26 protein-coding genes are annotated in these 25,534 nt (G+C 73.0%); 17 read left to right on the top strand and 9 right to left on the bottom strand.

Annotated features, from left to right (window positions below; all coding sequences use genetic code 11):
* The first annotated feature begins 1 nt into the window (after position 1).
* Together ACNF49_RS06575 and ACNF49_RS06570 are read left to right on the top strand one after the other, a co-directional pair.
* Positions 2-1,255, top strand: a complete 1,254-nt coding sequence (locus tag ACNF49_RS06575; protein ID WP_357975008.1) for a sensor histidine kinase — start codon at positions 2-4, stop codon at positions 1,253-1,255.
* A complete protein-coding gene (locus tag ACNF49_RS06570) occupies positions 1,252-3,306 on the top strand; it encodes a sensor histidine kinase (RefSeq protein ID WP_482943093.1) in 2,055 nt (684 codons plus the stop codon). The genes ACNF49_RS06575 and ACNF49_RS06570 overlap by 4 nt, the downstream gene beginning before the upstream one ends.
* Here the strand turns inward: ACNF49_RS06570 and ACNF49_RS06565 are convergent.
* Positions 3,303-3,947, bottom strand: a complete 645-nt coding sequence (locus ACNF49_RS06565) for a hypothetical protein (protein ID WP_357975014.1) — start codon at positions 3,945-3,947, stop codon at positions 3,303-3,305. The genes ACNF49_RS06570 and ACNF49_RS06565 overlap by 4 nt on opposite strands.
* Positions 3,948-4,168: 221 nt before the next feature.
* On the opposite strand from ACNF49_RS06565, the gene ACNF49_RS06560 reads away from it, so the two are divergent.
* The 6 genes from ACNF49_RS06560 (at position 4,169) to ACNF49_RS06535 (ending at position 10,751) form a co-directional block, all read left to right on the top strand.
* A complete protein-coding gene (locus ACNF49_RS06560; protein WP_482943092.1) occupies positions 4,169-6,175 on the top strand; it encodes a sensor histidine kinase in 2,007 nt (668 codons plus the stop codon).
* Positions 6,168-6,824, top strand: coding sequence for a response regulator transcription factor (locus tag ACNF49_RS06555; protein WP_357975020.1), 657 nt, complete (start codon positions 6,168-6,170; stop codon positions 6,822-6,824). Before ACNF49_RS06560 ends, ACNF49_RS06555 begins: the two co-directional genes overlap by 8 nt.
* A gap of 31 nt (positions 6,825-6,855) precedes the next feature.
* Positions 6,856-7,275, top strand: a complete 420-nt coding sequence (locus tag ACNF49_RS06550) for a hypothetical protein (RefSeq protein ID WP_482943091.1) — start codon at positions 6,856-6,858, stop codon at positions 7,273-7,275.
* Between the two features lie 61 nt (positions 7,276-7,336).
* A complete protein-coding gene (locus ACNF49_RS06545; RefSeq protein ID WP_357975026.1) occupies positions 7,337-7,966 on the top strand; it encodes a TetR/AcrR family transcriptional regulator in 630 nt (209 codons plus the stop codon).
* On the top strand, positions 7,963-9,333 hold the full coding sequence (locus tag ACNF49_RS06540; protein ID WP_482943090.1) for an MFS transporter: 1,371 nt from the start codon (positions 7,963-7,965) through the stop codon (positions 9,331-9,333). Before ACNF49_RS06545 ends, ACNF49_RS06540 begins: the two co-directional genes overlap by 4 nt.
* Positions 9,330-10,751 (top strand): pyridoxal phosphate-dependent decarboxylase family protein, encoded by a 1,422-nt coding sequence (locus ACNF49_RS06535; protein ID WP_482943089.1) that lies wholly within the window; start codon positions 9,330-9,332, stop codon positions 10,749-10,751. The genes ACNF49_RS06540 and ACNF49_RS06535 overlap by 4 nt, the downstream gene beginning before the upstream one ends.
* A gap of 5 nt (positions 10,752-10,756) precedes the next feature.
* Here ACNF49_RS06535 and ACNF49_RS06530 read toward each other — a convergent pair whose 3' ends face one another.
* Both ACNF49_RS06530 and ACNF49_RS06525 read right to left on the bottom strand, forming a co-directional pair.
* On the bottom strand, positions 10,757-10,891 hold the full coding sequence (locus ACNF49_RS06530; protein ID WP_482943088.1) for a DUF397 domain-containing protein: 135 nt from the start codon (positions 10,889-10,891) through the stop codon (positions 10,757-10,759).
* Positions 10,892-10,957: 66 nt separating this feature from the next.
* Positions 10,958-11,239 carry a Scr1 family TA system antitoxin-like transcriptional regulator gene (locus ACNF49_RS06525; RefSeq protein WP_498703795.1) on the bottom strand — a complete coding sequence of 94 codons (282 nt, stop codon included), beginning with the start codon at positions 11,237-11,239 and terminating at the stop codon, positions 10,958-10,960.
* Between the two features lie 64 nt (positions 11,240-11,303).
* Between ACNF49_RS06525 and ACNF49_RS06520 the strand changes: the two genes are divergently transcribed.
* The gene (locus tag ACNF49_RS06520; RefSeq protein WP_357975037.1) at positions 11,304-11,909 is read left to right on the top strand and encodes a TetR/AcrR family transcriptional regulator; all 606 of its coding nucleotides are present in this window, start codon (positions 11,304-11,306) and stop codon (positions 11,907-11,909) included.
* A 5-nt stretch (positions 11,910-11,914) separates the two neighbouring features.
* On the top strand, positions 11,915-12,403 hold the full coding sequence (locus ACNF49_RS06515) for a cupin domain-containing protein (protein ID WP_357975040.1): 489 nt from the start codon (positions 11,915-11,917) through the stop codon (positions 12,401-12,403).
* A 4-nt stretch (positions 12,404-12,407) separates the two neighbouring features.
* On the opposite strand, the gene ACNF49_RS06510 is transcribed toward ACNF49_RS06515, so the two are convergent.
* A complete protein-coding gene (locus tag ACNF49_RS06510) occupies positions 12,408-14,378 on the bottom strand; it encodes a family 10 glycosylhydrolase (protein ID WP_482943086.1) in 1,971 nt (656 codons plus the stop codon).
* A 227-nt stretch (positions 14,379-14,605) separates the two neighbouring features.
* On the opposite strand from ACNF49_RS06510, the gene ACNF49_RS06505 reads away from it, so the two are divergent.
* From ACNF49_RS06505 to ACNF49_RS06475, 7 genes are all read left to right on the top strand, one after another.
* Positions 14,606-16,126 carry a golvesin C-terminal-like domain-containing protein gene (locus tag ACNF49_RS06505; protein ID WP_357975046.1) on the top strand — a complete coding sequence of 507 codons (1,521 nt, stop codon included), beginning with the start codon at positions 14,606-14,608 and terminating at the stop codon, positions 16,124-16,126.
* Positions 16,127-16,311: 185 nt separating this feature from the next.
* Positions 16,312-17,319, top strand: a complete 1,008-nt coding sequence (locus ACNF49_RS06500; protein ID WP_352358770.1) for a LacI family DNA-binding transcriptional regulator — start codon at positions 16,312-16,314, stop codon at positions 17,317-17,319.
* Positions 17,316-18,818, top strand: coding sequence for a sugar ABC transporter ATP-binding protein (locus ACNF49_RS06495; protein WP_482943085.1), 1,503 nt, complete (start codon positions 17,316-17,318; stop codon positions 18,816-18,818). The genes ACNF49_RS06500 and ACNF49_RS06495 overlap by 4 nt, the downstream gene beginning before the upstream one ends.
* Positions 18,808-19,785: an ABC transporter permease gene (locus ACNF49_RS06490; RefSeq protein WP_352358766.1), complete on the top strand. Its 978-nt coding sequence runs from the start codon at positions 18,808-18,810 to the stop codon at positions 19,783-19,785. The genes ACNF49_RS06495 and ACNF49_RS06490 overlap by 11 nt, the downstream gene beginning before the upstream one ends.
* Positions 19,786-19,803: 18 nt before the next feature.
* A complete protein-coding gene (locus ACNF49_RS06485; RefSeq protein ID WP_352358764.1) occupies positions 19,804-20,748 on the top strand; it encodes a substrate-binding domain-containing protein in 945 nt (314 codons plus the stop codon).
* Complete coding sequence (gene rbsD, locus ACNF49_RS06480; protein WP_357975052.1) at positions 20,745-21,134, top strand: D-ribose pyranase; 390 nt, start codon at positions 20,745-20,747, stop codon at positions 21,132-21,134. The genes ACNF49_RS06485 and rbsD overlap by 4 nt, the downstream gene beginning before the upstream one ends.
* Before the next feature lie 68 nt (positions 21,135-21,202).
* Positions 21,203-22,498 (top strand): MFS transporter, encoded by a 1,296-nt coding sequence (locus tag ACNF49_RS06475; RefSeq protein WP_482943084.1) that lies wholly within the window; start codon positions 21,203-21,205, stop codon positions 22,496-22,498.
* A gap of 1 nt (position 22,499) precedes the next feature.
* On the opposite strand, the gene ACNF49_RS06470 is transcribed toward ACNF49_RS06475, so the two are convergent.
* The 5 genes from ACNF49_RS06470 to ACNF49_RS06450 are packed head-to-tail and all read right to left on the bottom strand — an operon-like array spanning position 22,500 to position 25,376.
* On the bottom strand, positions 22,500-23,252 hold the full coding sequence (locus ACNF49_RS06470; RefSeq protein WP_357975057.1) for an SDR family NAD(P)-dependent oxidoreductase: 753 nt from the start codon (positions 23,250-23,252) through the stop codon (positions 22,500-22,502).
* A 24-nt stretch (positions 23,253-23,276) separates the two neighbouring features.
* Entirely contained in the window at positions 23,277-23,855 is a 579-nt protein-coding gene (locus tag ACNF49_RS06465) for a TetR/AcrR family transcriptional regulator (protein ID WP_352320698.1), read from the bottom strand.
* Between the two features lie 42 nt (positions 23,856-23,897).
* On the bottom strand, positions 23,898-24,281 hold the full coding sequence (locus ACNF49_RS06460) for a hypothetical protein (RefSeq protein WP_357975060.1): 384 nt from the start codon (positions 24,279-24,281) through the stop codon (positions 23,898-23,900).
* On the bottom strand, positions 24,274-24,723 hold the full coding sequence (locus tag ACNF49_RS06455; protein WP_482943083.1) for a glycosyltransferase family 9 protein: 450 nt from the start codon (positions 24,721-24,723) through the stop codon (positions 24,274-24,276). The genes ACNF49_RS06460 and ACNF49_RS06455 overlap by 8 nt, the downstream gene beginning before the upstream one ends.
* The gene (locus ACNF49_RS06450) at positions 24,690-25,376 is read right to left on the bottom strand and encodes a glycosyltransferase family 9 protein (protein WP_482943082.1); all 687 of its coding nucleotides are present in this window, start codon (positions 25,374-25,376) and stop codon (positions 24,690-24,692) included. The genes ACNF49_RS06455 and ACNF49_RS06450 overlap by 34 nt, the downstream gene beginning before the upstream one ends.
* Positions 25,377-25,534: the final 158 nt, after the last annotated feature.

Raw genomic sequence — 25,534 nt, 5'->3', positions numbered from 1 at the left:
TATGGCGAAAAACGTCCGGCGGGTGCTGCTCAGAGCGGTCAGACCGCTGCTCGTCAAGGCAGCGGTCCTGTCCGGGCTGCGCGGACGCGAGCGGACCCTCCTCCTGCTCAACCGCGCCCTGGTCTACCTCGCGCTGACCGCCGTGGTCGGCACCGTCTATTTCGGGGTCGGCGCGCTCGACGGCCTGCTCGGCACGTGGTCCGACCTGATCGCCGCCCTGGCCGCGGGCGCGCTGTTCCAGCCCGTACGGCTGCGCCTGCAGAGCGCGGCGGACCGGCTGTTCAGGTGGGAGCGCGACCCGTACCGGCTGGCCGACCGGGTGAGCCGGAGCGTTCAGGAGGCCAGGGGGCCGGCCGAGGCCCTGGCGTCGGCGGCCCACGCCGTCCGGCTGGCCCTCGGGGCGCCCGGCGTCGCGGTCGAGGTCGTCCTGCCCGGCGGACGGGTGCGCAGCGTCATCGCGGGCGAGATGGACCCGGCCCCCTCGGTCGAACGCCTGGTCTGGCACGGCAAGTCGATGGGCTGGCTGTCGGTCAGCGGCGAGCCGCGCGACCGGGCGCTGCTGGACATGCTGGCCAGGCAGCTCGCCGAGGTGGCCCACGCCGTACGGCTCAGCGCCGACCTGCAACGCTCGCGCGAGCGCATGATGGTCACCCGCGAGGAGGAACGCCGCGAACTCCGCCGCAACCTGCACGACGGCCTCGGACCGGCGCTGACGAACCTGGCGATGAGCGTCGACCAGGCCCGGCTCAGCCTGGCCAGCGACCCCGGCTCGGTCGAACCCCTGCTCAGCACGGCACGCAGGCAGATGACCGAGGCCATCGTGGACGTCCGCGACCTGGTGTACGGCCTGCGTCCGCCCGCGCTCGACGGCGCCGGGCTGGACGAGCTCGGCCTGGAGGGCGCCCTGCGGCTGCTCGCCGACGCGCCCGGCCCGAGGGTGGACGTGGTGGTCTCGGGCTCGCTGGCCGACCTGCCGGCCGCGGTGGAGGTGGCGGCGTACAAGATCGCACATGAGGCGGTGGCGAACGTGCGCAGGCACGCCCGCGCCACCACCGCCCTGATCAGGGTGGAGCGGCGCGACGGGCTCCGGCTGACGGTGTCCGACGACGGGATCGGGCTGCCCGAGCAGCGCCGCCAGGGGGCCGCCCTGATGCGCGGGCGGGCCGAGGAGGTGGGCGGCGTCTGCGAGCTGGACGTCCGCCCCGGCGGCGGCACCGAGGTCGTCGCGGAACTGCCGGTCAAGGAGCCACGATGACCCCTGCCGACCACGACGATCCCGGTCCCGGCGCGGACGGGCCCGGCCGCACGCGGGTGTGGCGGCGGCTCGTGCTGGCGGGGGTGTGGGCGGCGGCCGGGGCCTCGCTCGCGGCCGTGGTGACGGCGGCGGTGCTGGCGGCGCAGCTCGGCGGGCTGGCCGAGACGCAGGGGCTCGACCCGATCGGGCTGATGTTCCCGCTCGCCGGCGCGTTCCTGATCAGCCGGCGGCCCCGGCTGCCGGTCCCCTGGCTCATGTGGGCGACGGGCGTCGTCTGGTCGGCGTACTCGCTGCTGTTCGCGCTGACCGGCTGGATGTACTTCCACGCGCCCGGCCCGCTCCTGCCCTACGTCGCCTGGCCGGCCATCTGGCTGTGGCTGCTGCCGGTGCCCACGTTCACGGGGATCATGCCGCTGCTCTTCCCGGACGGGCGGCTGCCGTCGAGGCGCTGGCGGCCGGTGCTCTACGGCAACCTGGTGCTCATGGCCGGGCACTCGCTGCTGCTCGGCCTGTCCCCCGACCCGTCGTTCGAGCTCGGGGTGCCGGTGGGCAACCCGTTCGGGGTGGCGGCGCTGGGCAGGGTCCCCGAGGTCGTGGAGTCGTGGATCGGGTTCCCGATGATCCTGCTGTGCCTGCTCGGCGTGGTCTCGCTGGGCTTCAGGTACCGGGCGGCGACGCCCGAGGTGCGCCGCCAGATCACCTGGTACTTCCACGCCATGGTGATCTTCGTCGTCTACTGGATCGCCAGCGCGGGCACCCAGGACACCTTCATCATCGCCGTACGGGTCTTCCTGGCCGCGGGCATCCCCATCTCGATCATCGCCGCCGTGCTGCGCCACCAGCTCTACGGCATCCGGCTCATCCTCAACCGCACGCTGGTGTACGGCACGCTCGCGGTCGGGGCCGGCCTCACGTACTCGGCGCTCATCTGGACGTCCAACAGCCTGGCGGACGGCTACGGCGCGGCGGCGGGGCTCGCCTCCGCGATGGTCACCGGCGCGGCCTTCCATCCCGTCCGCCTGCGCCTTCAGCGCTCGGTGGACCGGCTGTTCAACGTGGAACGCGACCCGTACCGGGCGGCCGACCTGCTCAGCCGTACCGTGCAGCGGGCCGGGGACCCGGCGGGGGCGCTGGCCGAGGCGATCTCCGTCGTGCGCACGTCGCTGGTCGCCCGCGGGGTGGGCGTGGAGGTGCCGGGCGAGCCCGCGCTGTCGTTCGTGGACGGCGAGCTGGGCGCCCGGTCCCGGTCCGTCGAGCTGACCTGGCACGGCGAGCCGGTCGGGCGGCTGCGGATCGCCGGGGCGCGGCCGGGCCGCGAGCCGCTGGACGTCATGGCCAAGCACCTGGCCGAGCTGGCGCACGCCGTACGGCTGAGCACCGACCTGCGGGACTCCCACGAGCGGATCACCGCCACCCGCGACGAGGAGCGGCGCCGGCTGGGCAGGGAGCTGCACGACGGGCTCGGCCCCACGCTGACCAGCGTGACGATGACCCTGGACGAGGCGCGGCGGCGGCTGGAGCGCGACCCCGAGTCGGTGGAGGAGCTGCTGGTCCGGGTGCGCGAGGAGATGACCAGCACGCTGATGTCGGTGCGCGAGCTGGTGGACGGCCTGCGCCCGCCGGTGCTGGACGAGCTGGGCCTCGCCGGCGCCCTGCGCGCCTTCGGCCGGGCCCCGGGCCCCCGGGTCGAGGTCACCGTGACCGCGAGCCCCGACCTGCCCGACCGGCCCGATCGGCCCGAGGGCGCGCTCGGCGGGTTGCCGGCGGCGGTCGAGACGGCCGCGTACCGGATCGCGCAGGAGGCGCTGACGAACGTGCGCCGCCACGCCCAGGCCACGTCGGTGCTGGTCACGTTACGGCGGGAGGCCGCGGCGCTGCGGGTGTCGGTCGCCGACGACGGCACCGGCCTGCCCGACGAGCCGTCGCCGGGCGTGGGCCTGACGTCGATGCGCGAGCGCGCGGCCGAGATCGGCGGCACCTGCGCGATCGGCCCCCGGCCGGGCGGCGGCACCGAGGTGACCGCCGTTCTGCCGCTCACGCCACCGGCCTAGGAGGTCAGCCGCGGGCGCAGGGCGAGCAGCGCGCCGAGGGTGGCGTACCCGACGACCAGGTGGATGCCGCCGATCCAGTTCGAGATCGACTCGCCGAACAGCACGTACGCCGGCACCGTCACCACGGCCCAGCTCTCGGCGACGAGCGGCCACCACCGCAGCGCGCCGCGCCAGCGCCCGGCGAAGGCGATCTTGATGCCGATGGCCATCATGCCCAGCATGGACACCGGCCAGAACACGTCGAGCGCCTGCATCACCGGCCCGTCCTGGAGGTCGTCGGGCAGGACGCCGTGCAGCAGGGACCAGACACTGGCCAGCCCGAGCAGCACCAGCTCGACCTTGAGCATCATCCTGGCGAAGCCGGACGTGCCCGTCGCGCGGGTCGGGATCTGCACGGCGAGCAGGGCGAAGAGGCCGAGCTGGAAGAGCAGCCCGGTCAGGTCGCCGACCCGCCCGCCGAACCCCTGGGCCTGCGTGCCGTAGACGAAGATGCTGGCCGTCCAGGCGAGCGTGCCGGCGCTCAGCGCGAGGCCGAGCCTGCGGACGGCGGCCGGGGCGATGGCGGGGCCTGCGGATGGGGGCGGGGCGGCGGGCACGTCGGTGCGGGCCCGCGCGGGGGTGGTGGTGATCTTGCCGTCCACGGGAGGTCCTCTCTCCTCGAGGGGATGTCGTGCCTCCAGGTTTCCGGCGGGCCGCCCCGGGCCGGCAGAGCCGCCGGTCCCGCCACCGACGGGACCCCTGTCCCGGGACATGAGGACACGGCGTCGGGTGTAATACGTTCCGTGCCAGAAAACGGACCTTCCGCCCCCTAGCGGCAGCGGCGTCCCCTGCCGCCGCAGCACGCGGGTGGTGGGCCGTCGGCGTGGCGGTCGCCGGGGTCGCGATCGCGCTCGCCACGGTGGCGCTGGACGTGGCCGCCCGGGACGTGCGGTTGCCCACGGCGTCGGAGCTGGAGCCCGGCTGGCCGGCCGCGCTGACCGGGCTCGCCCAGCTCGTCCCCGGCGCGCTGCTGCTGCGCCGGCTGCCGCGGCATCCGGTGGCCCGGGTCCTGGTGGTGTTCGGGCTGCTGTGGCTGCTGGACGGGCTCGCGGGAAGCTGGGCGACGTACGCCGCCTACGTCTCGCCCGGCCTGCCGGGGGCCGCGGCGGCGTACTGGTCCTACTCGCGGTTCGGGGCGTCGCTGCTGCTCGGGCTGCCGCTGCTGATCCTGCTGTTCCCGGACGGCCGGCTCCCGCCGGGGCGGGTGTGGCGGGCGCTGTCGGTGACGAGCCTGGTGCTGACCGGCCTGCTCACGGCCCTGCTGGTGACCGCGCCGACGGCGGTGATGGAGCGTTACCACGACCAGGCGATGCCGCCGGAGATCGCGCGGCTCGGCCTCGACTTCCTGTCCGTGGACCTGCCGTACGCGTTCTGGGAGCCGGCGCTGGCGCTGGCGTACGCGTCCGTCCTGGTGAGCCTGGTGGTGCCGTTCGCGTCGATGGTGCGCAGGTACGTGGTCGCCGACGCCGAGCGGCGGGCCCAGATCCGCTGGTTGATGTGGGCCGCGCTGGTCGACATGATCGTGCTCCTGCTGCCGCTGTCGTTGTCCCCGCAGATCCCGGCGGTGCTGCTGACGCTGGCCATCGCGTTCACCGCGGCGGCCGTGGTGGTGGCGGTGACCAAGTACCGCCTGTACGACATCGACCGGCTGCTGTCGGCCACCGTGGCCTACGGCCTGCTCGCCGCGCTCGTGGTGGTCATGGACGTGGTGGTGTTCACGCTGGTGGGCAGCGTCCTCGGGGAACGGGACTCGGCGCTGGCCGCCATCGCGATCGTCGCCGTCCTGTACGCCCCGCTGCGCACCTGGCTCTGGCGGGCGGTGCGCAGGCTGGTGCGCGGCTCCAGGGACGACCCGTACGCCGCGGTCTCGACGCTGGCCGAGCGGCTGGAGCTGGCCACGGACCCGGACGAGCAGCTGCTCGCGGTGGCCACGACGCTGGCGGAGGCGTTCCGGCTGGCCTACGTACGGGTGGAGATCGAGCGGCCGGGCGGGGAACGTTCCGTGGTGGAGCACGGGTCGCCGCGCGGGCCGTCGGTGTCATTGCCCGTGGCCTACCGGGGCGAGACCGTGGGGCGTCTGGTGCTGTGCCGTACCGATCTGACCGAGCGGGACCAGCGGCTGCTCGGCGACCTCGTACGCCAGGCCGCCGCCGCGGCGCGGGCCGTCGAGCTCAGCACCGACCTGCAGCGCATCCGCGCCCGGCTGGTGCTGGCCCGCGAGGAGGAGCGCCGCAGGCTCCGGCGCGACCTGCACGACGGGCTCGGCCCGAGCCTGGGCGCGGTGGCGCTGCGCATCGAGGCGGCCCGCAACCTGGCCGGCAGCGCGCCCGAGCAGGCCGACCGCATCCTGGAGCAGACGGCCGCCGAGGTCGGCGGGGTGCTGGCGGACGTGCGCAGGCTCGTCCACGACCTGCGCCCGCCCGCGCTCGACGAGCTGGGCCTGCTGCGCGCGATCGAGCAGCAGGCCGGCCGGTTCCGCACGGCCGCCCTGGACGTCCGCGTCACCGGCGACGGCCTCCTGAGCGCGCTGCCCGCGGCGGTCGAGGTGGCGGCCTACCGTATCGTGTCCGAAGCGCTGGCCAACGCGGCCAGGCACGCGGGCGCGGCACGCTGCGACATCACGCTCACCGCGCGGGAGGGGACTCTTGAGGTGGCGGTACGCGACGACGGCGCGGGCATCGGCCCCGACGTGGCGGCGGGCGTGGGCATGCTCTCGCTGCGCGAGCGCGCGGCCGAGCTGGGCGGCGACTGCCAGGTGAGCTGCCCGCCCGGCGGCGGCACCCTGGTCCTGGCCCGGCTGCCGATGCGGGTGGAGGTCGCCGATGTCTGACCAGGAGCCGATCAGGGTCCTGCTGGCCGACGACCACCCGGTCTACCGCGACGGGCTCGCGCTGCTGCTCGGCTCGATCCCGGGCATCGAGGTGGCCGGCACCGCCGCCGACGGCCCCGAGGCGGTCGAGCGCGCCGCCGACCTCCAGCCGGACGTCGTGGTGATGGACGTCCGCATGCCGGGGCTCGACGGCATCGAGGCCACCAGGCGCATCGTGGCCGACAGCCCGCACGTCGCCGTCGTCGTGCTGACCATGTCGGAGGAGGACGCCACGCTGTTCGCCGCGATGCGCGCGGGGGCCCGCGGCTACCTGCTCAAGGGGGCGGGCCAGGGCGAGATCGTCCGGGCGATCACCGCGGTCGCGCACGGCGAGGCGATCTTCGGCCCGGCGGTGGCGCTGCGCGTCGCCGAGTTCTTCCAGGGGGCCGCCGCGGCCCCCGGTGACCCGGTCTTCCCGCAGCTCACGCCGCGCGAGCGGGAGATCCTGTCGCTGGTCGCGGCCGGCCGTTCGAACGCGCAGATCGCCTCGGCCCTGTTCCTGTCGCCGAAGACCGTGCGCAACAACGTCTCCAACATCTTCGCCAAGCTCCACGTCGCCGACCGCGCCGAGGCCATCGTCCGCGCCCGCGACGCGGGCCTCGGGAAGTGAGCCGTTCGGGGCTCCCGTACGTCATAGAGGTATGAAGATCTGGCGAATCGTGCTTCTGCCGGCGCTCGCGCTGGCCGTCACGGCCTCCGCGCTGCCCGCCGCGGCGGTGACCACGCAGCGGAAGGTGCTGGTCGACCTGCGCGAGGAGGGCGGCTTCGCGGGGCTGCAGAACCGCGTGACGGTCTACACCGACGGCTGTGTGCGGCTCAGCCGCCGTACCGGGCCCGTGGTGGCCAAGTGCCTCACGGCCAAGGAGGAGCGCCAACTGCGCGGCTACCTCAAGAAACTGAAGATCGGCCGCTCCGAACGCCCGCCGCAGGGCGCGGACTTCCTCAGCTACACGCTGGCGTACAAGGGCCATCGCGTCACCCGCTACACGCTGCCCCCCACCTGGAAGCCGGTCGTGGCGCACCTGGACAAGGCCCTCGTCAAGTACTGGGCTCCGGACTGACCGTAAACCCTCTCCATCAAGCGATTGACCAAGGGGGCGGGACGGAACTACGGTCGGTCGTATGAGACCTGCCGACAGCGGACAGCCGGCCGTGATCCTCAAGGCGGCCACCCAGCTCTTCGCCGCGCTCGGCTACGACGGCACCTCGACGCGCCAGATCGCCGACGCGGCGGGGATGAACATCGCCACCGTCAACTACCACGTGGGCGGCAAGCGCGAGCTGTACCTGGCCGTCATGGAACGTGCACACCGGGCGGAGAAGGCGGCGCTGGACAAGGCGCTCGCCCATCTGCCCGGTGACGACCCGGCCGCCTCCATCCACCGCCTGGTGGACGACTACCTCGACTTCTGCGCGGACAACCCGGAGATCCCCGCGCTGTGGATGCACCGCTGGCTCTCCGACGCGAGCGACATCACCGAGCTGGAACGCCAGTACGTCCAGCCCCTGGTCTCCGCCGTCACCGGCGCGCTGCGCCCGGCGGTCGAGGCCGGCGTGATCGACGGCACGGTCGACCTGGAGTACGCCATGTGGACCGTCATCTGGTCGATCCACGGCTTCGCCAAGGGCGGCGTGCTCGACGCCGAGGGCCGCCGCAGGGGCGCGGGCGACCGGGCCGCGCTCCGCCGCTTCCGCGCCCACCTTCACCTCACCCTCCACCGCACCCTCGCCCTTCCCGGCGACCCCCGATGACCGATGCCCGGCCCTCCGTGCCGGCCCCGACGGGCGCCGGACGGCTGAGCCGCGGACGGCTGCTCGGTTACGGCGTCGGCTCGGTCGGCACCGGCGTGTTCTCCGCCGTGCCCGGCCTGCTGCTGCTCTACTACCTGACCGACATGCTCGGCGTGCCCGCCGCCGTCGCGGGCGCCGTCCTGGTCGCGCCGAAGATCTGGGACGTGCTGCTCAACCCGCTCGTCGGCGCCGCCAGCGACCGCGAGGCCGTGCGCACCGGCCACCGGACGCGGCTGCTGGCGGTCGGCGCGGCCACGCTGCCGGTGGCGTTCGCGCTGATGTTCGCCGTGCCCGGCGGCGTCCCGGGCGCCGTGTGGTCCGGGGTGGCGTTCCTGCTGGCCGCGACCGCCTTCGCGAGCTTCCAGGTGCCGTACGTGGCGCTGCCGGCCGAGATGTCGGCGAGCCCGGCCGAGCGGACCAGGATCATGTCGTGGCGGGTGGTCTGCCTGACCGTCGGCATCCTGGTCGCGGGCGGCCCGGCCCCCGCCGTGGTGGACCTGGCGGGCAGCGGCCGGCCGGGGTACGCGGTCATGGGCGTCGCGATCGGCCTGGTCATGGCCGCCGCCCTGGTGGCCGCCACGCTGGGCACGCGGTGGGTGTCGTCGCGTCCAGGGCCCCGGCAGCTCGGCCCGGCGGCGGCCTTCCGGCTGGCCCGGGGCAACCGGCCGTTCTTCGCGCTGCTGGCGGCGTTCGTCACGCAGGCGCTCGGAGTGGCGGTGATGCTGGCGGGCGCCCCGTACGTGGCCTCGTACCGGCTGGGCGACTACGGGCTGACCTCGGTGATGTTCGTCTGCCTGGTGGGCCCGAGCATGCTCGCCGTGCCGGCCTGGGCCCGGCTGGCCCGCGCGTACGGGACCGTGCGCTGCTACCTGGCCGCCTCGGCCGGGTTCGCCGTCGTGGCGCTCGCCCTGGTCCCCGCCATCGCGGCGGGCAGCCTGGCCGCCACGCTCGCGCTGACCGCGCTGGCCGGGGTCTGCTACGCCGCGCTGCAACTGCTGCCGCTGTCGCTGCTGCCCGACACCGTGCACGCCGACGCCGCCCGTACCGGCCACGCCCAGGCCGGCGCGTTCACCGGCCTGTGGACGGCCGGCGAGACCGCCGGGCTCGCGCTCGGCCCCGGCCTGTTCGCGCTGGTCCTGGCGCTGTCGGGGTTCGTCTCCGCGCCCGTGGAGTCGCCCGTCGCCCAGCCGGCCGGCGCGCTGACCGGGCTGCTGCTCGGCTTCACCGCGCTGCCCGCCCTGCTCATGCTGATCAGCCTGCCGTTCGTCGTCCGCTACGGCAGGCTCGCCCTCGCCCCCGCCTTCGCCCCCGCCAAGGAGACCGTGTGACCCTCCCCCTGTCCGGAAGAACCGCCGAGGACCTGCTGTCCGAGGTGGCCAGGATGAAACAGCACGACCTGCCGGTGCGGGGCGGCCAGGTGACCGCGTACGTCTACGACACCGGCCGGCCCGAGGTGCACGAGGCGGCGGCCCGCGCGTACGCCGAGATGCTGGAGGTCAACTGCCTGGACCCGACGGCGTTCCCGAGCATCGTGGAGATGGAGAAGCAGGTCGTGGGCGCGGTCGCCGACCTGCTCGGCGGCGGCCACGGCATCTTCACCAGCGGCGGCACCGAGTCGATCATGCTGGCGGTCAAGGCGGCGCGGGACGCGGCCGGGCGGCCCGCCGCCAACCTCGTGCTGCCGGTGACCGCCCATCCGGCCTTCCACAAGGCGGCCCACTACCTGGGCCTGCGGGTCAAGGCCGTGCCGGTGGACCTGGAGACGTACAAGGTGCGGGTGGAGGACGTCGCGGCGGCGATCGACGAGGACACGGTCCTGGTGGTGGTCTCGGCGCCGTCGTACCCGCAGGGCGTGATCGACCCGGTCGCGGAGGTCGCCGCCGTGGCGGCCGAGGCGGGCGTGGCCTGTCACGTGGACGCGTGCGTGGGCGGCTGGCTGCTGCCCTGGCTGCGGGAGGCGGGGGCCGACGTGCCGCCGTTCGACCTGTCGGTGCCGGGGGTCACCTCGCTCTCCTGCGACCTGCACAAGTTCGGCTACGCGCCGAAGGGCGCCTCGGTGGTGCTGTTCGCCGACCCGGCGACGCGGCGCCGGGCGTACTTCGCCTCGGCCGCCTGGCCCGGCTACACGATCATCAACGCCACCGTGCAGAGCTCCAGGTCGGCCGGTCCGCTCGGCGGCGCGTGGGCCACGCTCCAGGCGCTCGGCCGGGAGGGGTACGTGGAGCTCGGCCGCACCACGCTCAAGGCGGCGGCCCGGCTCAGGGAGGGCATCGCCGCGATCCCCGGCCTGCGGGTCCTGGGCGCGCCCGAGTCCTCGCTGGTGGCCTTCGCCGGGGACGACGTCGACGTGTTCGTGCTGGCCGACGCGGCCCGCGAGCGCGGCTGGTTCCTGCAACCGCAGCTCTCCTACGCCGGTATCCCCGCGAACCTGCACGTCACGGTCACCGGCGTGACGCTGAACGGCGTGGAGGCGATGCTGCGGGTGATCGCCGACGCGGCGGAGGCGGCCCGGCGGCGCGGCCCGGCCGTCGTCCCGGACGGCCTGGTCGAACTGATCGCCGGCCTGGACCTGGACGCCCTGGACGACGCGACCTTCGCCGAACTGGCCGCCTCGGTGGGCGTGGACCTGGGTCCGGGCGCGGGCCAGCCGGGGATGGCGACGGTCAACGCGGTCCTGGACGCCCTCCCGGCCGAGACCAGGGAAGCCCTCCTCCTCCGCTTCCTGTCGGTGATGTACGCCTCCTGACGGGCTCAGGTCAGGTCGAACTCCCCCTTGGCGGCCCCGTCGAGGAAGGCGAGCCATTCGTCCCGGGTGAAGGCCAGAACCGGGCGTTCACCCCGGTCCTTGGTGTCCCTGACGAGAACGCCGTCATCCGGTTGCCGCATCAACTCCCGCCGTGTCCCCCCGACGCCGTCGCCTTGCCCCATACGCCCGTCCGGAGACCGCTCGCGTCACTCATGGCTCTCCATCACCTCGCCGATGATCTCGCGGCTCCTGTCCACGGGAAACGCCATCCCGGACAGGGCCTCCCATCGCACGACAAGCGCTTGCTCGGCGCTCTCCAGGTAGGCGTGATCGGGTCCTCCGTCCAGGAGCGTCGTCACCTCGAAGGCTCCGAGGCACCCCACGGCGAGCCCCGCCTTCAACGGGACGATCCGTAGCGTGACATAGGGAGGGTTGACCACGTCGAGCAGCTTGGCGAGTTGTTCCCTCATCACCTCCGGAGTTTCGATACTTGGGTTGCGAAATGCCGCCCTCCGGGATTACGCTACTCAGGTAGCGAAAAGGAGGCAGGGCATGGTGGGACGGCCGCGCAGGAGTGACGTCGACGAGAGTGTGCTCAGGGCGGCCACCGAGGTGCTGCTCGCACGCGGCTACGCCGGCCTGTCCCCCGACGAGGTCGCCGAGCGGGCCGGCATCGCCAAGACCACGCTCTACCGCCGCTGGCCGACCAAGGACCACCTGGCCCTGGCCGTCGTCAACCGGCTCCAGGACCACGACGAGATCACCGACACCGGCGACATCCGCCGCGACCTGCCGGCGTACCTGGAGAAGATCGCGGCCGGGCTCAACCGGATGCGCGCGGCGGGCCGCGCGCCCGGCGACGACGACGCGTCGGCGGGCACGGTGGCCGAGCTCGTGGCCGCCGCCGCCCGCCACGCCGACGTCGGCGAGCTGGAGCGGCAGATGTACGCCCGCCGCAACACCCTGGCCCGCGCCCTGCTCGAACGGGCCAGGGACCGCGGCCAGCTACGCGCCGACCTCGACGTGGAGGCCCTGTTCGACCAGCTCGCCGGGGCCCTGTACTACCGCGTCCTGATCACCGGCTCCCCCGTCGACCGCGCCTACGCCGAACGCCTCGTGGAGACAGCACTCCGCGGCGCCCTCTCCGAGAACGGATAAACACCATGTCGCTCATCGACCCCCGCAGCACCGCCGTCATCCGCTCCGTCGACGCCGAGGTCATCGGCGGCCCGCCCAGCACGGGCCGCATGCTCCTCGACTCCAGCGCCACCGGCGGCGCCCTGAGCACCATGCGCATCACGCTCGGCGCGGGCGCCGACGGCGCCGTGCCGCACACCCACACCACCGCCTCCGAGATGTTCTACGTCCTCGACGGCCGGGCGCAGGTGCTGGCCGGCGACGAGGTGATCACTCTGGAGCAGGGCGACGTCGCCGTCGTGCCGCCCCACGTGGCCCACGCCTTCGCCGCGGCCCCCGGCGCCGAGGCCGACCTGCTGATCGTCATCACGCCGGGCGTCGAGCGGTTCGAGTACTTCCGCCTGCTGGCCCGGCTCAAGGCCGGCGAGGCCACGCTCGAAGAGCTGCTGGCCTCGCAGGACCGCTTCGACAACCACTTCATCGACAGCCCCGCCTGGGCGAAGGCCCGCTCCTGAAGGGTCAGACCTTGGTGATCCGGACGGCGTCGGCGATCACGTAGCCGGTCGCCGAGGTCCACCGGCTCACCCCGACCACGTTGTACGTCCCGGCCGCCAGCGTGTACGTCCCCAGCACCCGCCAGGCCCCGCCGCCGGTGCGCTGGTCGACGTTGACCGTCTGGTTGCCGCCCGAGGCCGCCACGATGTGCGGCGCGGAGCCGTTGTACCCCGCGTTGGCGGGATACCAGACCTCCACCCGGTAGCTGCCCGCGCTCGGGATCGCCGCCCGGAACCAGGCCGGGTCGCTGGCCGCGACCGGATCGGCGAAGCGGTAGTCGGCGCCGTTGGCCTGGGTGGAGTAGCTGGAGGTGCCCCAGGAGGAGGAGGCCGTGAAACCGGCGTCGGCGTTGTCGATCACGACGCTGAAGCCGCCCGTGCCGCCCACCGCCCGGCCCGCGCTCGGCGCGCTCTCCTGGTGGGTCCTGCTCAGCGCGGTCACGTAGTAGGTGGACGCGCCGCCGCCGGGGTCGGTGTAGGACTTCTGCCGGGTCGTGCCGATCAGGTTGCGGGCGTCGGCGAAGAAGCACGGATCGGCCGAGGGCGGAGACCCGGCCACGCGGTAGACCGCGTACGCCGTGCCGGAGCCGGTCCAGGTGAGCTGGACGCCGTTCGAGCCCGCGGTGGCCGCGGTGATCGTGGGCGCGGCGGGCGCGGCCCCCGAGCCCCGGGCGGGCAGCAGGGCGGGCTTGGCGTAGTGGTCGGTGACCAGCTTGGTGATCGCCCCGATCCGGTCGGCCTTGACGTCCTTGGCGCTGAAGTACACGTCACCGGCGATCTCGGGATGTTTCCTGTTGTCGTACAGGTGGTCGCTCAGCTCGGCCGGGTCCTGCCAGGCGGCCTCCTGGCCCGAGGCGCCGGCCCGGTACGCGGCCTGTCCCACGACGAGTTGCACGCCGGTGCCGCGCACGACGTCCGACCACCACGCGGTCAGCACCTCGTAGGCGGCCGTGGAGAACCCGATGTGCCAGTAGATCTGCGGCGCCAGGTAGTCGATCCAGCCCTGCTTGACCCACTGCCGGCTGTCGGCGTAGATCGCGTCGTAGGACTGGAGGCCGGAGGTGCGCGAACCGAGCGGGTCGGTCGAGGAGTTGCGCCAGATCCCGAAGGGGCTGATCCCGAACGACACCCACGACTTGGCGGTGTGGATGCGCTGGCCGAGCTCGCGGACGAGCAGGTTGACGTTGTCGCGCCGCCAGTCGGCGATGTTGGGGAACGCGCCGCCGTACTGGGCGTAGGCGGCCGAGTCCGGGATGGCCTGGCCGCTGACGGGATAGGGGTAGAAGTAGTCGTCGAGGTGCACGCCGTCCACGTCGTAGCGGGTGACGGCGTCCATGATCGCGTCCTCGATGAAGTCGCGGACCGCTGGGATGCCCGGGTTGTAGTAGAGCTTCCCGCCGTAGGCGAAGCGCCAGTCGGGGTGCTGCCGCGCTGGGTGCGTGGAGATCAGCTTGGTCGGGTCGTCGTTGTTGGCGACCCGGTACGGGTTGAACCAGGCGTGGAACTCCAGGTTCCGCGCATGGGCCTCGCCGACCATGAACGCCAGCGGGTCGTAGCCGGGGTTCGTCCCCTGGGTGCCGGTCAGCCATTGCGACCACGGCTCGTACGGGGACGGCCAGAACGCGTCCGCCGTCGGCCTGACCTGCACGATCACGGCGTTCATGCGCTTGGCGACGGCCAGGTCGAGCCAGGCGCGGAACTCGGCCTGCTGGGCGGAGACGCTGAGCCCGGTACGGCTCGGCCAGTCGATGTTGGCGACCGAGGAGATCCACATGGCCCGGAGCTGCCGCTTGGGCGTCGCGGGGTCGGTCGCGCAGGCGGCTGCGGAGGCGACTGCGGAGTCGGAGGTGGGGGCTGCGGAGGCGGGGGCGGGAGCCACGGCGGCGACGACGGCGGCGGTGAGCGCCGCCAGGACGGTACGCAGGAGCGCGGTCACGAAAGGAAGTTTCAGTCCCCTGACCGCAGAGCGCAATAGTTTTCAGGGGCCCAACTTTCCCGCCACCCTCCGGTCGGCGGGCGGAAAGTTTCACCTAACACGTCTGTAATGTCAATTATCGACATTGTGTCAGAGGTGACATACGTTGGGCCGCATTCGGCGGCCAAACGCGGGCCGCGGACACGCGCCCGCGTTCCACCCGTCACCCCCCAACGAGGAGCATCCCCATGATTCTCGCCCGCACGCGATTAGCTGCCCTCGCCACCTCCGCCCTGACCGTCGCCCTGATCACCGCGGGCCAGCCCGCCGCCCAGGCCGCCCGGGAGCCCGCGCTGCCGTCGGCGTTCGCCAAGGCCGCCTCGGCCAGCGACGTCCCCCGCGATCTGCTGGTCGCGCTCGCCTACGCCGAGACCCACCTCGACGACCACCAGGGCAAGCCCAGCGCCAGCGGCGGTTACGGCCTGATGCACCTGGTCAGCAACCCCACGACCCACGCGCTGGAGAAGGCCGCCGAGCTCACCAGCCTGCCGGTCGAGAAGCTGCGCTCCGACAACGAGTCCAACATCCTCGGCGGCGCCGCCCTGCTCCGCTCCTACGCCGACGAGCTCGGCCTCGACGACGCCGGCCGCAAGGACGCCGGCCGCTGGTACCAGGCCGTCGCCAAGTACGGCAACGCCTCCTCGCCGGAGATCGCCCGGCTGTACGCCGACTCGGTCTACGAGCAGCTCGGCCTCGGCATCACGGCCCGGGGCGTGACGGTCAAGCCCCAGGAGGTCACCGCCGACCGCGGCGACTACGCCAAGGCCCCCGACCTGAGCGCGCGCTCCGACGTCGGCGTGCTCAGCACCGACTACGGCCCGGCCGCCTGGGTCCCGGCCAGCTCCAGCAACTACACCGCCTCCAGCCGGCCGTCGAGCTACGCGATCGACCGCGTGGTCATCCACGTGACGCAGGGCTCGTACGCCGGGACGATCTCCTGGTTCCAGAACTCGGCCGCGCAGGTCTCGGCGCACTACGTCGTGAAGTCGTCCAGCGGCGCCATCACCCAGATGGTGCGCGAGAAGGACGTCGCCTGGCACGCCGGCAACTGGACGTACAACACCAGGTCGATCGGCATCGAGCACGAGGGCTACGTCAGCGAGTCCTCGTGGTTCACCGACGCCATGTACCGCGCGTCGGCGGCCCTGACCAAGGCCATCTGCGACAAGTACGGCATCCCGAAGGACCGCGCCCACATCATCGGGCACAACGAGGTTCCCGGGGCCGACCACACCGATCCGGGGCCGTACTGGAACTGGACCACGTACATGAACTACGTGACCGGCGGCGGCACGCCCTCGTGGTCCACCACGGTGGACAACGCCACCTCCGGCAAGTTCACCGCCAGCGCCAACTGGGGCACCTCCGCCTACTCCAGCCAGCGTTACGGCGCCGACTACCGCTTCGCCGACCCGGTCGCCTCCAGCGACCCCGCCTGGTACCAGGCCGCGATCCCCAGCGCGGGCACGTACAAGGTGGAGGTCTGGTACCCGTCCGATCCGGGCTACAACAGCTCGGCGCCGTACATCGTGGCGGCCTCGGGCGGCAACCAGACCGTCTACGTGGACCAGCGCTCCGGCGGCGGAGGCTGGCGCAGCATCGGCACCTTCTCGCTGAACGCCGGCACCTACAACGCCGTCGGCATCAGCCGGTGGACGGCCGGCACGGGCCTCGTCATCGCCGACGCGGTCCGCATCAGCAAGGTCTGACGGACCCGGACCCGGACCCGGACCCGGCGGTCCGGGCAGGTCCGGGCAGGTCCGGGCAGGTCCGGAAGGCCCGAGCCATCGAAAGCCGGCTCACACCCTCTCCCCCGGGGGTGTGAGCCATTTCACTTTGCCAACCATGTAATCGATTTCATAAGCTGCCGTGTAATCGATTACACGGAGGAACGATGGCAAGGATCAAGGACGTCGCCGCGCAAGCCGGTGTCTCCGTCGCCACGGTCTCCCGCGTGCTCAACGACAACCCCTCGGTCAACGAGGAGACCCGGCGCCGAGTTTACGACGCGATGAGCGCGCTCAACTACGTGCCGAACGCCGTCGCCCGCTCCCTGCGCACCACCGCGACCAGGACGATCGGCCTGATCATCGGCGACGTCCTGAACCCGTTCTTCACCGAGCTGGCCAGGAGCGTCGAGGACGAGGCCAGGCGCGAGGGCTTCACGGTCGTCATGGGCAACGCCGACGAGCGCGCCGACCAGCAGGACCACTACGTGCGCACGCTGCTGGAGCAGCGCGTCGACGGGCTGCTGATCTGCCCGACCGCCGAGGTCACGCCGCTGGTGCAGCAGCTCGCCGAGGCCGGCCGGCCGGTGGTCTTCCTCGACCGCACGATCTCCGGGCTCGACGTGCCCTCCGTGCGCTCCGACGGCGCCGCCGCCATCGCCGAGCTGGTCCGCCACCTGCGCGAGCAGGGCCACCGCCGGATCGCGCTGGCCTCCGGCCCGGCCACCCTGTCCACCGGCCGCGAGCGCACGGCCGCCTTCGCCGCCGCCATGGCCGCCGAGGGCCTGGAGGTGCGCCCCGAGTACGTGCGCCCCGGCGACTTCCGCGAGGGCAGCGGCCGGCGCATCACCGCCGAACTGCTCGACCTGCCCGAGCCGCCCGAGGCGATCTTCTTCGGCGACAACCTGATGACGCTGGGCGGGCTGGAGGAGATCCAGGCCAGGGGCCTGCGCATCCCCGCCGACGTGGCCGTCGCCTCCTTCGACGACGTGACCTGGTTCAAGCACACCGCCCCGCCGATCACCGCCATCGCCCAGCCGACGGCCGAGATGGGGCGCCTGGCCGTGCGGCTCGTGATCGGCCGGATCCAGAGCGGGCAGGCGGCCGACTCGCACGTCCTGCCGGCGCGCCTGGTGATTCGCCGATCTTGCGAGCGGAAAGGGATCATGGAGTGAGCGCGGAGATACTCAAGGCCGAGGGCCTGCGCAAGGTCTTCCCCGGCGTCGTGGCACTCGACGGCGTCGATCTGAGCCTGCGCGCCGGCGAGGTGCACGTCCTGCTCGGCGAGAACGGCGCGGGCAAGAGCACGCTGATCAAGATCCTGTCGGGCGCGTACCGGCCGGACGGCGGGCACGTCACCGTCGACGGGCAGCCGGTGGACATCCGGTCGGCGGGCGACGCCCAGCGGCTCGGCATCGCCACCATCTACCAGGAGTTCAACCTGGTCCCCCAGCTCACCGTCGCCGAGAACCTGGCGCTCGGCCGCCCGCCGCGCCGGTTCGGGCTGGTGGACAAGAAGCGCATGGAACGGCAGGCCAGGGCGCTGCTCGACCGCGTCGGCGTGGACGTCGACCCGACGACGCCGATCTCCCGGCTCGGCATCGCCCGCATGCAGATGGTGGAGATCGCCAAGGCGCTCGCGCTCGACGCCCGCGTGCTCATCATGGACGAGCCCACCGCCGTGCTCACCTCCGGCGAGGTCGCCAAGCTGTTCACGATCGTCCGCCAGCTCCGCGACGAGGGCGTCTCGATCGTGTTCATCACCCACCACCTGGAGGAGATCGCCGAGATCGGCGACCGGGTGACCGTGCTGCGCGACGGCAGGTCCGTCACCGAGATCCCCGCCGACACCGCCCAGGACGAGCTGGTCAGGCTCATGGTGGGCCGCCCGATCGACCAGCAGTTCCCGCGGCAGGCCGCCGAACGCGGCGAGGCCCTGCTCAAGGTCTCCGGCCTCGGCCGCAGGGGCGTCTTCGACGACGTCTCGTTCGAGGTGCGCGCGGGCGAGGTGGTCGGGGTCGCCGGGCTGGTCGGCGCCGGCCGCACCGAGGTCGCGCGGGCCGTCTTCGGCGCCGACCGCTACGACACCGGCGAGGTGGTCGTGCGCGGCACGCGCCTGGCGCCCGGCGACGTGCACGCCGCCATGGAGGCCGGGCTCGGCCTGGTCCCCGAGGACCGCAAGGGCCAGGGCCTGGTGCTCGGCGCGGACGTGGCCGAGAACCTGGGCCTGGTCACCATGCGCGCCGCCACCCGCGCCGGCTTCGTCGACCGCGCCGGCCAGCGCAGGGCCGCCGGGAAGGTGGCCGAGCAGCTCGGTATCCGGATGACCGGCCTGGACCAGGAGGTCCGCACGCTGTCCGGCGGCAACCAGCAGAAGGTCGTCATCGGCAAGTGGCTGGTCGCCGACGCGGGCGTGCTCATCCTCGACGAGCCGACCCGCGGCATCGACGTCGGGGCCAAGGTCGAGATCTACCAGCTCATCAACGCGCTCACCGCCTCCGGGCACGCCGTGCTCATGATCTCCAGCGATCTGCCGGAGGTGCTCGGCATGAGCGACCGCATTCTGGTCATGGCCCGCGGCCGGCTCGTCGGCGAGCTGCCCGCGGCCGGGGCCACGCAAGACGACGTCATGGCCCTCGCGGTCACGGATGTGGAGGGTCCCCGTGCCAAGTAGCACCGTTCCGAACAAGCTCACCGGCCGCCGGTCGCCCGCCGCGGCCTGGTTCGCCGAGAACGGCGCGCTCGCCGCGCTCGTCGTGCTGGTCGTGGCGCTGTCGTTGTTGTCCTCCGACTTCCTCAGCGTGACGAACCTGCTCAACGTCGGCGTCCAGGCGGCCGTCACCGCGATCCTGGCCTTCGGGGCCACGTTCGTGATCGTCACCGGCGGCATCGACCTGTCCGTCGGCTCGGTCGCCGCGCTGTCGGCGATCGTGCTGGCCTGGACGGCCACCAGCGCCGGGCTGCCGTGGCCGGTCGCCGTCGTGGTCTCGCTGGCCGTCGGCGTCGTGTGCGGCCTGGTCAACGCCGCCCTGATCGCGTACGGCAAGCTGCCGCCGTTCATCGCCACGCTGGCCATGCTCGGCATCGCCCGCGGTCTGGCGCTGGTCATCTCGCAGGGCAGCCCGATCGCGATGCCCGACTCGGTCTCGCACCTGGGCGACACGCTCGGCGACTACCTGCCGATCCCGGTGCTGGTGATGCTGGTCATGGGCGTGATCGCGGCCGTGGTGCTCAACCGCACGTACCCGGGCCGGGCCATGTACGCCATCGGCGGCAACGAGGAGGCCGCCCGGCTGTCCGGCATCAAGGTCAACCGGCAGAAGCTCATCACGTACGCGCTGTCCGGCGTCTTCGCGGCGGTGGCCGGGATCGTCCTGGCCAGCCGGCTGGCCTCGGCGCAGCCGCAGGCCGCGGCGGGCTACGAACTGGACGCGATCGCGGCCGTCGTCATCGGCGGCGCGAGCCTGTCCGGCGGCAAGGGCAGGGCGCTCGGCACCTTCGTCGGCGCGCTCATCCTCGCCGTGCTGCGCAACGGGCTGAACCTGCTGTCCGTCTCGGCGTTCTGGCAGCAGGTCGTGATCGGCGTGGTGATCGCGCTCGCGGTCCTCGTCGACACCCTGCGGCGCAGGGGAACGAACTAGGAAAAGGAAGTAAAGATCATGCGGATTCCCGCGATTGTCATGGCCGGCGCCGCGCTCACGCTCGGCCTGGCCGCCTGCGGCTCCTCCGGCGACGGGGGCTCCGGAGGCTCGTCCTCGGGGGGCGGGGACATCAAGATCGGCATGTCGGTGTCGACCCTGAACAACCCCTACTTCGTGCAGCTGCGCAGCGGCGCGGAGGCGGAGGCCAAGAAGGAGGGCGTCACGCTGACCGTCACCGACGCCCAGAACGACGCCTCCCAGCAGGTGAACCAGGTCCAGAACTTCACCAGCCAGAACATGAAGGCGATCATCGTCAACCCGGTCGACTCCGACGCGGCGGCCCCGGCGGTCAAGGCGGCGGACCGGGTCAAGATCCCGGTGATCGCGGCCGACCGCGGCGTCAACGGCGCGGAGGTGGCCCAGACCGTGGCCTCCGACAACGTGGCCGGCGGCAAGCTGGCCGCCCAGGAGCTGGCCAAGCAGCTCGGCGAGAAGGGCAGCGTGGTCGTGCTGCAGGGCACGGCGGGCACGTCCGCCTCGCGCGACCGGGGCCAGGGCTTCGCCGAGGGCATCGCGGCGTACCCGAACATCAAGGTCGTGGCCAAGCAGCCGGCCGACTTCGACCGCACCAAGGGCCTGGACGTCATGACCAACATGCTCCAGTCCAACCCCGGCATCACCGGCGTCTTCGCCGAGAACGACGAGATGGCGCTGGGCGCGATCAAGGCCCTGGGCGCCAAGGCGGGCCAGCAGGTCAAGGTCGTCGGCTTCGACGGCACCCCCGACGGCCTGAAGGCGGTGCAGGCGGGCACGCTGGCCGCCAGCGTCGCCCAGCAGCCGTCGCTGCTCGGCCAGCAGGCGGTGCAGGCCGCGGTCAAGGCCGCCAAGGGCGAGACCATCGACAAGACGGTGGCCGTGCCCGTCAAGGTGGCGACCAAGGAGAACGTCGCGGACTTCCAGTGAAACGCGCGGGGATTCTGAACGCCGAGCTGGCGGGGGCCATGGCCCGGCTCGGTCACACCGACCAGGTGCTGGTCTGTGACAGCGGGATGCCCGTGCCGCCCGGCGTGCGGGTCGTCGACCTGGCCTTCCTGCCGGGCATCCCGGCCTTCGCCGACGTGCTCGACGGGCTGCTCGCCGAGCTCGTCGTCGAGGGGGCCACGGCGGCCGAGGAGGTGCGCGCGGGCAACCCCGGCTGCGCCGGGCTGCTCGCGGCCCGGCTGCCGGGGCTGGCGTACGTGCCGCACGAGGAGCTGAAGCGGCTGTCGGCGGGCGTGCGGCTGGCCGTCCGCACGGGGGAGGCCACGCCGTACGCGAACGTGATCCTGCGGTGCGGGGTGGCGTTCTAGGGGACGCCTGCCCAGGGCCACTGGGAAGCGGGCGGAGGAAGATCTACTCTGGCGTCGAGGGAGGCGCCATGAGCCACGAGGCAGCAGAGCCGGATCCCGCCCAACTCCGTCGCGTCGCCATGGCGAGCGCGGTCGGCACCACGATCGAGTGGTACGACTACTTCATCTACTCCACGGCCGCCGCGCTGGTCTTCGGCTCCCAGTTCTTCTCCCCGCTCTCGCCCGCGTCGGGCACCCTGGCCGCGTTCGCCACGCTCGGCGTCGGGTTCCTGGCCCGGCCCGTGGGCGGCCTGGTGTGGGGGCACTTCGGCGACCGGCTCGGGCGCAAGGCGATGCTGGTCGCGTCCCTGCTGCTGATGGGCGCGGCCACGGTCGGCGTCGGGCTGCTGCCCGCCTACGACCAGATCGGGGTGGCGGCCCCGATCCTGCTGCTGGTCCTGCGGTTGCTGCAGGGGCTCAGCGCCGGGGGCGAGTGGGGCGGCGCGGCGCTGCTCGCCGTCGAGCACGCCCCGCCCGGCAAGCGCGGCCGCTACGGGCTGTACTCCCAGGTGGGCGTGCCCGCCGGGCTGATCCTGGCGCAACTGGTGTACGTCGCGGTGACGGCCGGGCTGTCGGAGGCGCAGTTCGCGAGCTGGGGCTGGCGGCTGCCGTTCCTGTTCAGCGTCGTGCTGGTCGCGGTCGGGCTGTTCATCAGGCTGCGGGTGGCCGAGACGCCGGTGTTCCGGGCGCTCTCCGCCGAGCGGGCCCGCAGCAGGCGGCCCGTCCTCGACGTCTTCCGCGAACGGCCGCGGGCGCTGCTGCTCGCCTCGGCCAGCTTCGTCGCCAACACCGCGATCGGCTACGTGTTCCTCGCCTACCTCCTGTCCTACGGCACCCAGGTGCTGAAGGTGAGCAGGAACCTCATGCTCGTCGTGGTGATCATCGGTAGCCTGACCTGGCTGGCCGGGATCGTGGCCACGGCGATCTGGTCCGACCGGATCGGCCGCAAGCCGGTCTACCTGGCCGGCTCGGTGCTCCTCGTGGTCTGGGCCGTGCCGTTCTTCCTGCTGGTGGACACCGAGGTGGCGGCGCTGATGGTGGTCGCCGTGGTGGTGCTCAACTTGGGGCTCGCCGCGACGTACGGGCCGCAGTCGGCGCTGTTCGCCGAGATGTTCGAGCCCCGCTACCGCTACAGCGGGGTCTCCTTCTCGTACGCGGTCGGCGCGCTGCTCGGCGGCGGGTTCGCCCCGCTGGTCGCGGCGGCCCTGCAGAAGTCGACCGGCACGTCGTTGTCGGTGTCGGCGTACATGGCCGGCGTCGGGCTGATCAGCCTGGTGGCGGTGCTGGCCATGAAGGAGACCCGGACGCCGGCCGCCGCCGGCTGAGTCAGGCCGTGGCGCCGCCGTCGATCACGTGGTCCTGGCCGACGACGAAGCTGGACTCCGGCGAGGACAGCCACAGCGCGGCCGCGGCGATCTCCTCCGGGGTGGCGACCCGGCCGATCGGCAGGGCGTGCCGCATGCGCTCGTCGCGCTCGGCGGGCGTCTCGCCGGGACGCGTGGACATGGGCGAGTCGATGGGGCCGGGGCTGACGGCGTTGACGCGGACGCCGTCGGCGATGTGGTCGCGGGCGGCGGTGCGGGTCAGGTGGCTCACCGCGGCCTTCGAGGCGGCGTAGGCGGCGGCCCCGGGCAGTCGCCAGTGGGCGCCGAGGTTGCTGGCCACGTTGACGATCACGCCGCCGCCGTGCTCGCGCATGTAGGCGATCTCGTGCTTCATCGACAGGAACACGCCCTTGAGGTTCACCGCGAGCACGGTGTCCCAGGTGTCCTCGTCGTAGTCGGCCACCGGGGCCAGCATGCCGAACACACCGGCGGCGTTCAGCGCCACGTCGAGCCCGCCGTAGCGGGTGACGGCGGCCTCCACCATGGCGGCGACGGAGGCCGAGTCGGTGACGTCCGCGGTGAAGCCGGCGGCCCGGCCGCCCGCCGCCTCGATCTCCTTGACCACCGCGCCGAGCCGCCCGGTGTCCCGCCCGGCGGCCAGCACGGACGCGCCCTTCCTGGCGTACGCCAGCGCGGCGGCCCGGCCCACGACCCCGGTGGCCCCGGTGACCAGCACGACTTTTCCTTCGAACACGACAAACTCCTAGAACGATCGGTCTCAAATTTGCACGGCGACCATGGCCTGCTCGACCGCGTCGCGCAGGCGGCGCGGGTCGGGGTCGGCCCGCCCGAGCACGCGCAGGCCCTGGAGCAGCACGAGCAGGAACCTGGCCAGCGCGTAGGGGTCCTTCGACTCGGGGATCTCCCCCTGGGCGCGGGCGCGCACCAGCGCGGCGGCCAGCGCGGTCTCCAGCTCGGCCCAGCTCGCCGTCACCCGGCGCGCCAGCTCGGCGTCCCGGGAGGCGAACTCCACGGCCGTGTTGACGACCATGCAGCCGCGCCGCAGCTCGTCGGCGAGGATCTCGGCCACGTACGCGTCGAGGAAGGCGCGTACGGCCGGCACCGCGGGCCCAGGCTGGGCCAGCGGCTCGACCACGTTGCGCCGGGCCAGGTAGCGCTCCAGCGCCTTGACGTAGAGCTCCCGCTTGCCGCCGAAGGTGCCGTAAATGCTGGCCCGCGCCAGCCCCAGCCGCTCCACCAGGTCGGCCATCGAGGTCGCCTCGTAACCGCGCTCCCAGAACAGGTCGAGCGCCCGGTCGAGCGCGACCTCGGGATCGAACTCCTTGCTCCGTGCCACGCGGTGAAGCTACCACATTCAAGAACGAACGGTCTAATTAGACTACGCGCCCGGTTCGCGGAACTCCGGGGCCTGGCCGTCGTCCGGCGGGTTCTGGGGCGGGTTGAGGGATTCGAGCGGCGTGTCGTCGGCGACGGCCCGCTCGGCGGCGGCGGTCTCCTCCACCGGCCGCTGCCGCGGGATGCTCAGCAGGCCCAGGCTGTCCTGTTCGCCGCGCCGCCTGATGACGTCGTTGATCGCCTCGGCCATCTCCTCCCTGGAGTAGCTGCCCTCGGGCACCTCGTTGAGATGGGCCAGCATGTCGGCGGGGATGTGCACGTGCGCGGAGACCCGCGCGTACACCTCGCGCATCGCCACCCGGTCCCGTCCCTGGAACGCCTCGTCCAGGGCTTCCTGCAGTTCGTCCAGCACGGCCTGGTCAGTCATCCCGGTTTCCCTTCAGTAGGTCTTCTGCCTGTTCTGTCACGTCGTCCACCGAGACGTCGGCGACCCACGTCCCGTCGTGCTCGCAGCGTTCGGCCTCCACGTCCACGCCGCTCGCGCCGCAGGTCGGGCAGCGGGTGGTCCAGGAGATCAGCGGCCGGTGCGCGGTCCTGCTGAGCGGCCCGGCGTTGATCAAGTTGACGCACGAGTAGACCGCGACCGTGGGCGTGCCGACGGCCGCGGCGAGGTGGCGCGGGCCGGTGTCGTTGGCGACCACCAGGTCGCAGCGTTCGTACAGGGCGGCCAGGCCGCCGAGGGTGAGCGTGCCGACGACGGGGAGCACCGGGTGCGCGCGCCCGCGCATGGCCGCGACCGTCGCCTCCACCAGGTCCTTCTCGGCCCAGCTGCCGGTCACCGCGACGGGCCGGGCCAGCCTGTCGGCCACCTCGGCGAAACGTTCGGGGGCCAGCGCCGCCGCGGGTCCGTCGCCCCCGGATGCAGCGCGACCAGCCCGGCCGGCGGCTCGCCGAACGACTCGGCCAGCTCCGCCCGGTCGCGGCCGGTGACGGCGACCACCGGTTCGAGCTGTCCGGCGACCCCGCCGACGAGCTCGGCGACCTGGAGGAAGCGCAGCGTCTCGTGCTGGAAGTTCGTGTAGCGCACCCACCGGTCCAGCTCCTCGGCGTCCGGGGAACGCAGCCCGGCGGTCACCCGCGCCCCGAGCGAGCGGAGGAACGGGTTGGAGAAGCGCCCGCCGCCGTGGATCTGCACCGCCAGGTCGAACGCCCGTTCCCGCAGCTCGGCGCGGGCCCCGCCGGGCACCGCGTAGCCGGTCTCCGACGTCGAGACCCCCGTGATCGGCGGCAGCGCCACCACGTCGTCCACCGGACCGGGCCGCCCGGACAGGAACTCGGCGTGCCACGGCGTGCCGAGCAGGGTGAGCCGGGCGTCGGGGTAGGCCAGCTTGATCGCCTCGATGGCCGGCAGCGCGACCAGGTAGTCGCCGATCGCGTTGGCCCGCAGGACGGCGATGCTCCGCACGCCCTCGACCAGGCCGGGCCGGGCCGTCATGGGGTCCCCGGCATGTAGTCGTAGCATTCCGCGCTCCTGTCCGCGACAGTGGTCGGCAGCTCCAGGTGGCAGGCCCGCCTGGGCAGCAGCCCGGTGTCCGAAGGGCCGTACATAGCGGCCGGGCTACCCGGCAGGGATGGCCCATAACTTCGGTTATCGGACGAACCTATTTGAGCCGTTATGCG

This window comes from Actinomadura sp. ATCC 39365, assembly GCF_054392275.1.
The sequence above is the reverse complement of the archived record's forward strand: the minus strand, read 5'-3'. Positions and strand labels throughout refer to the sequence as shown.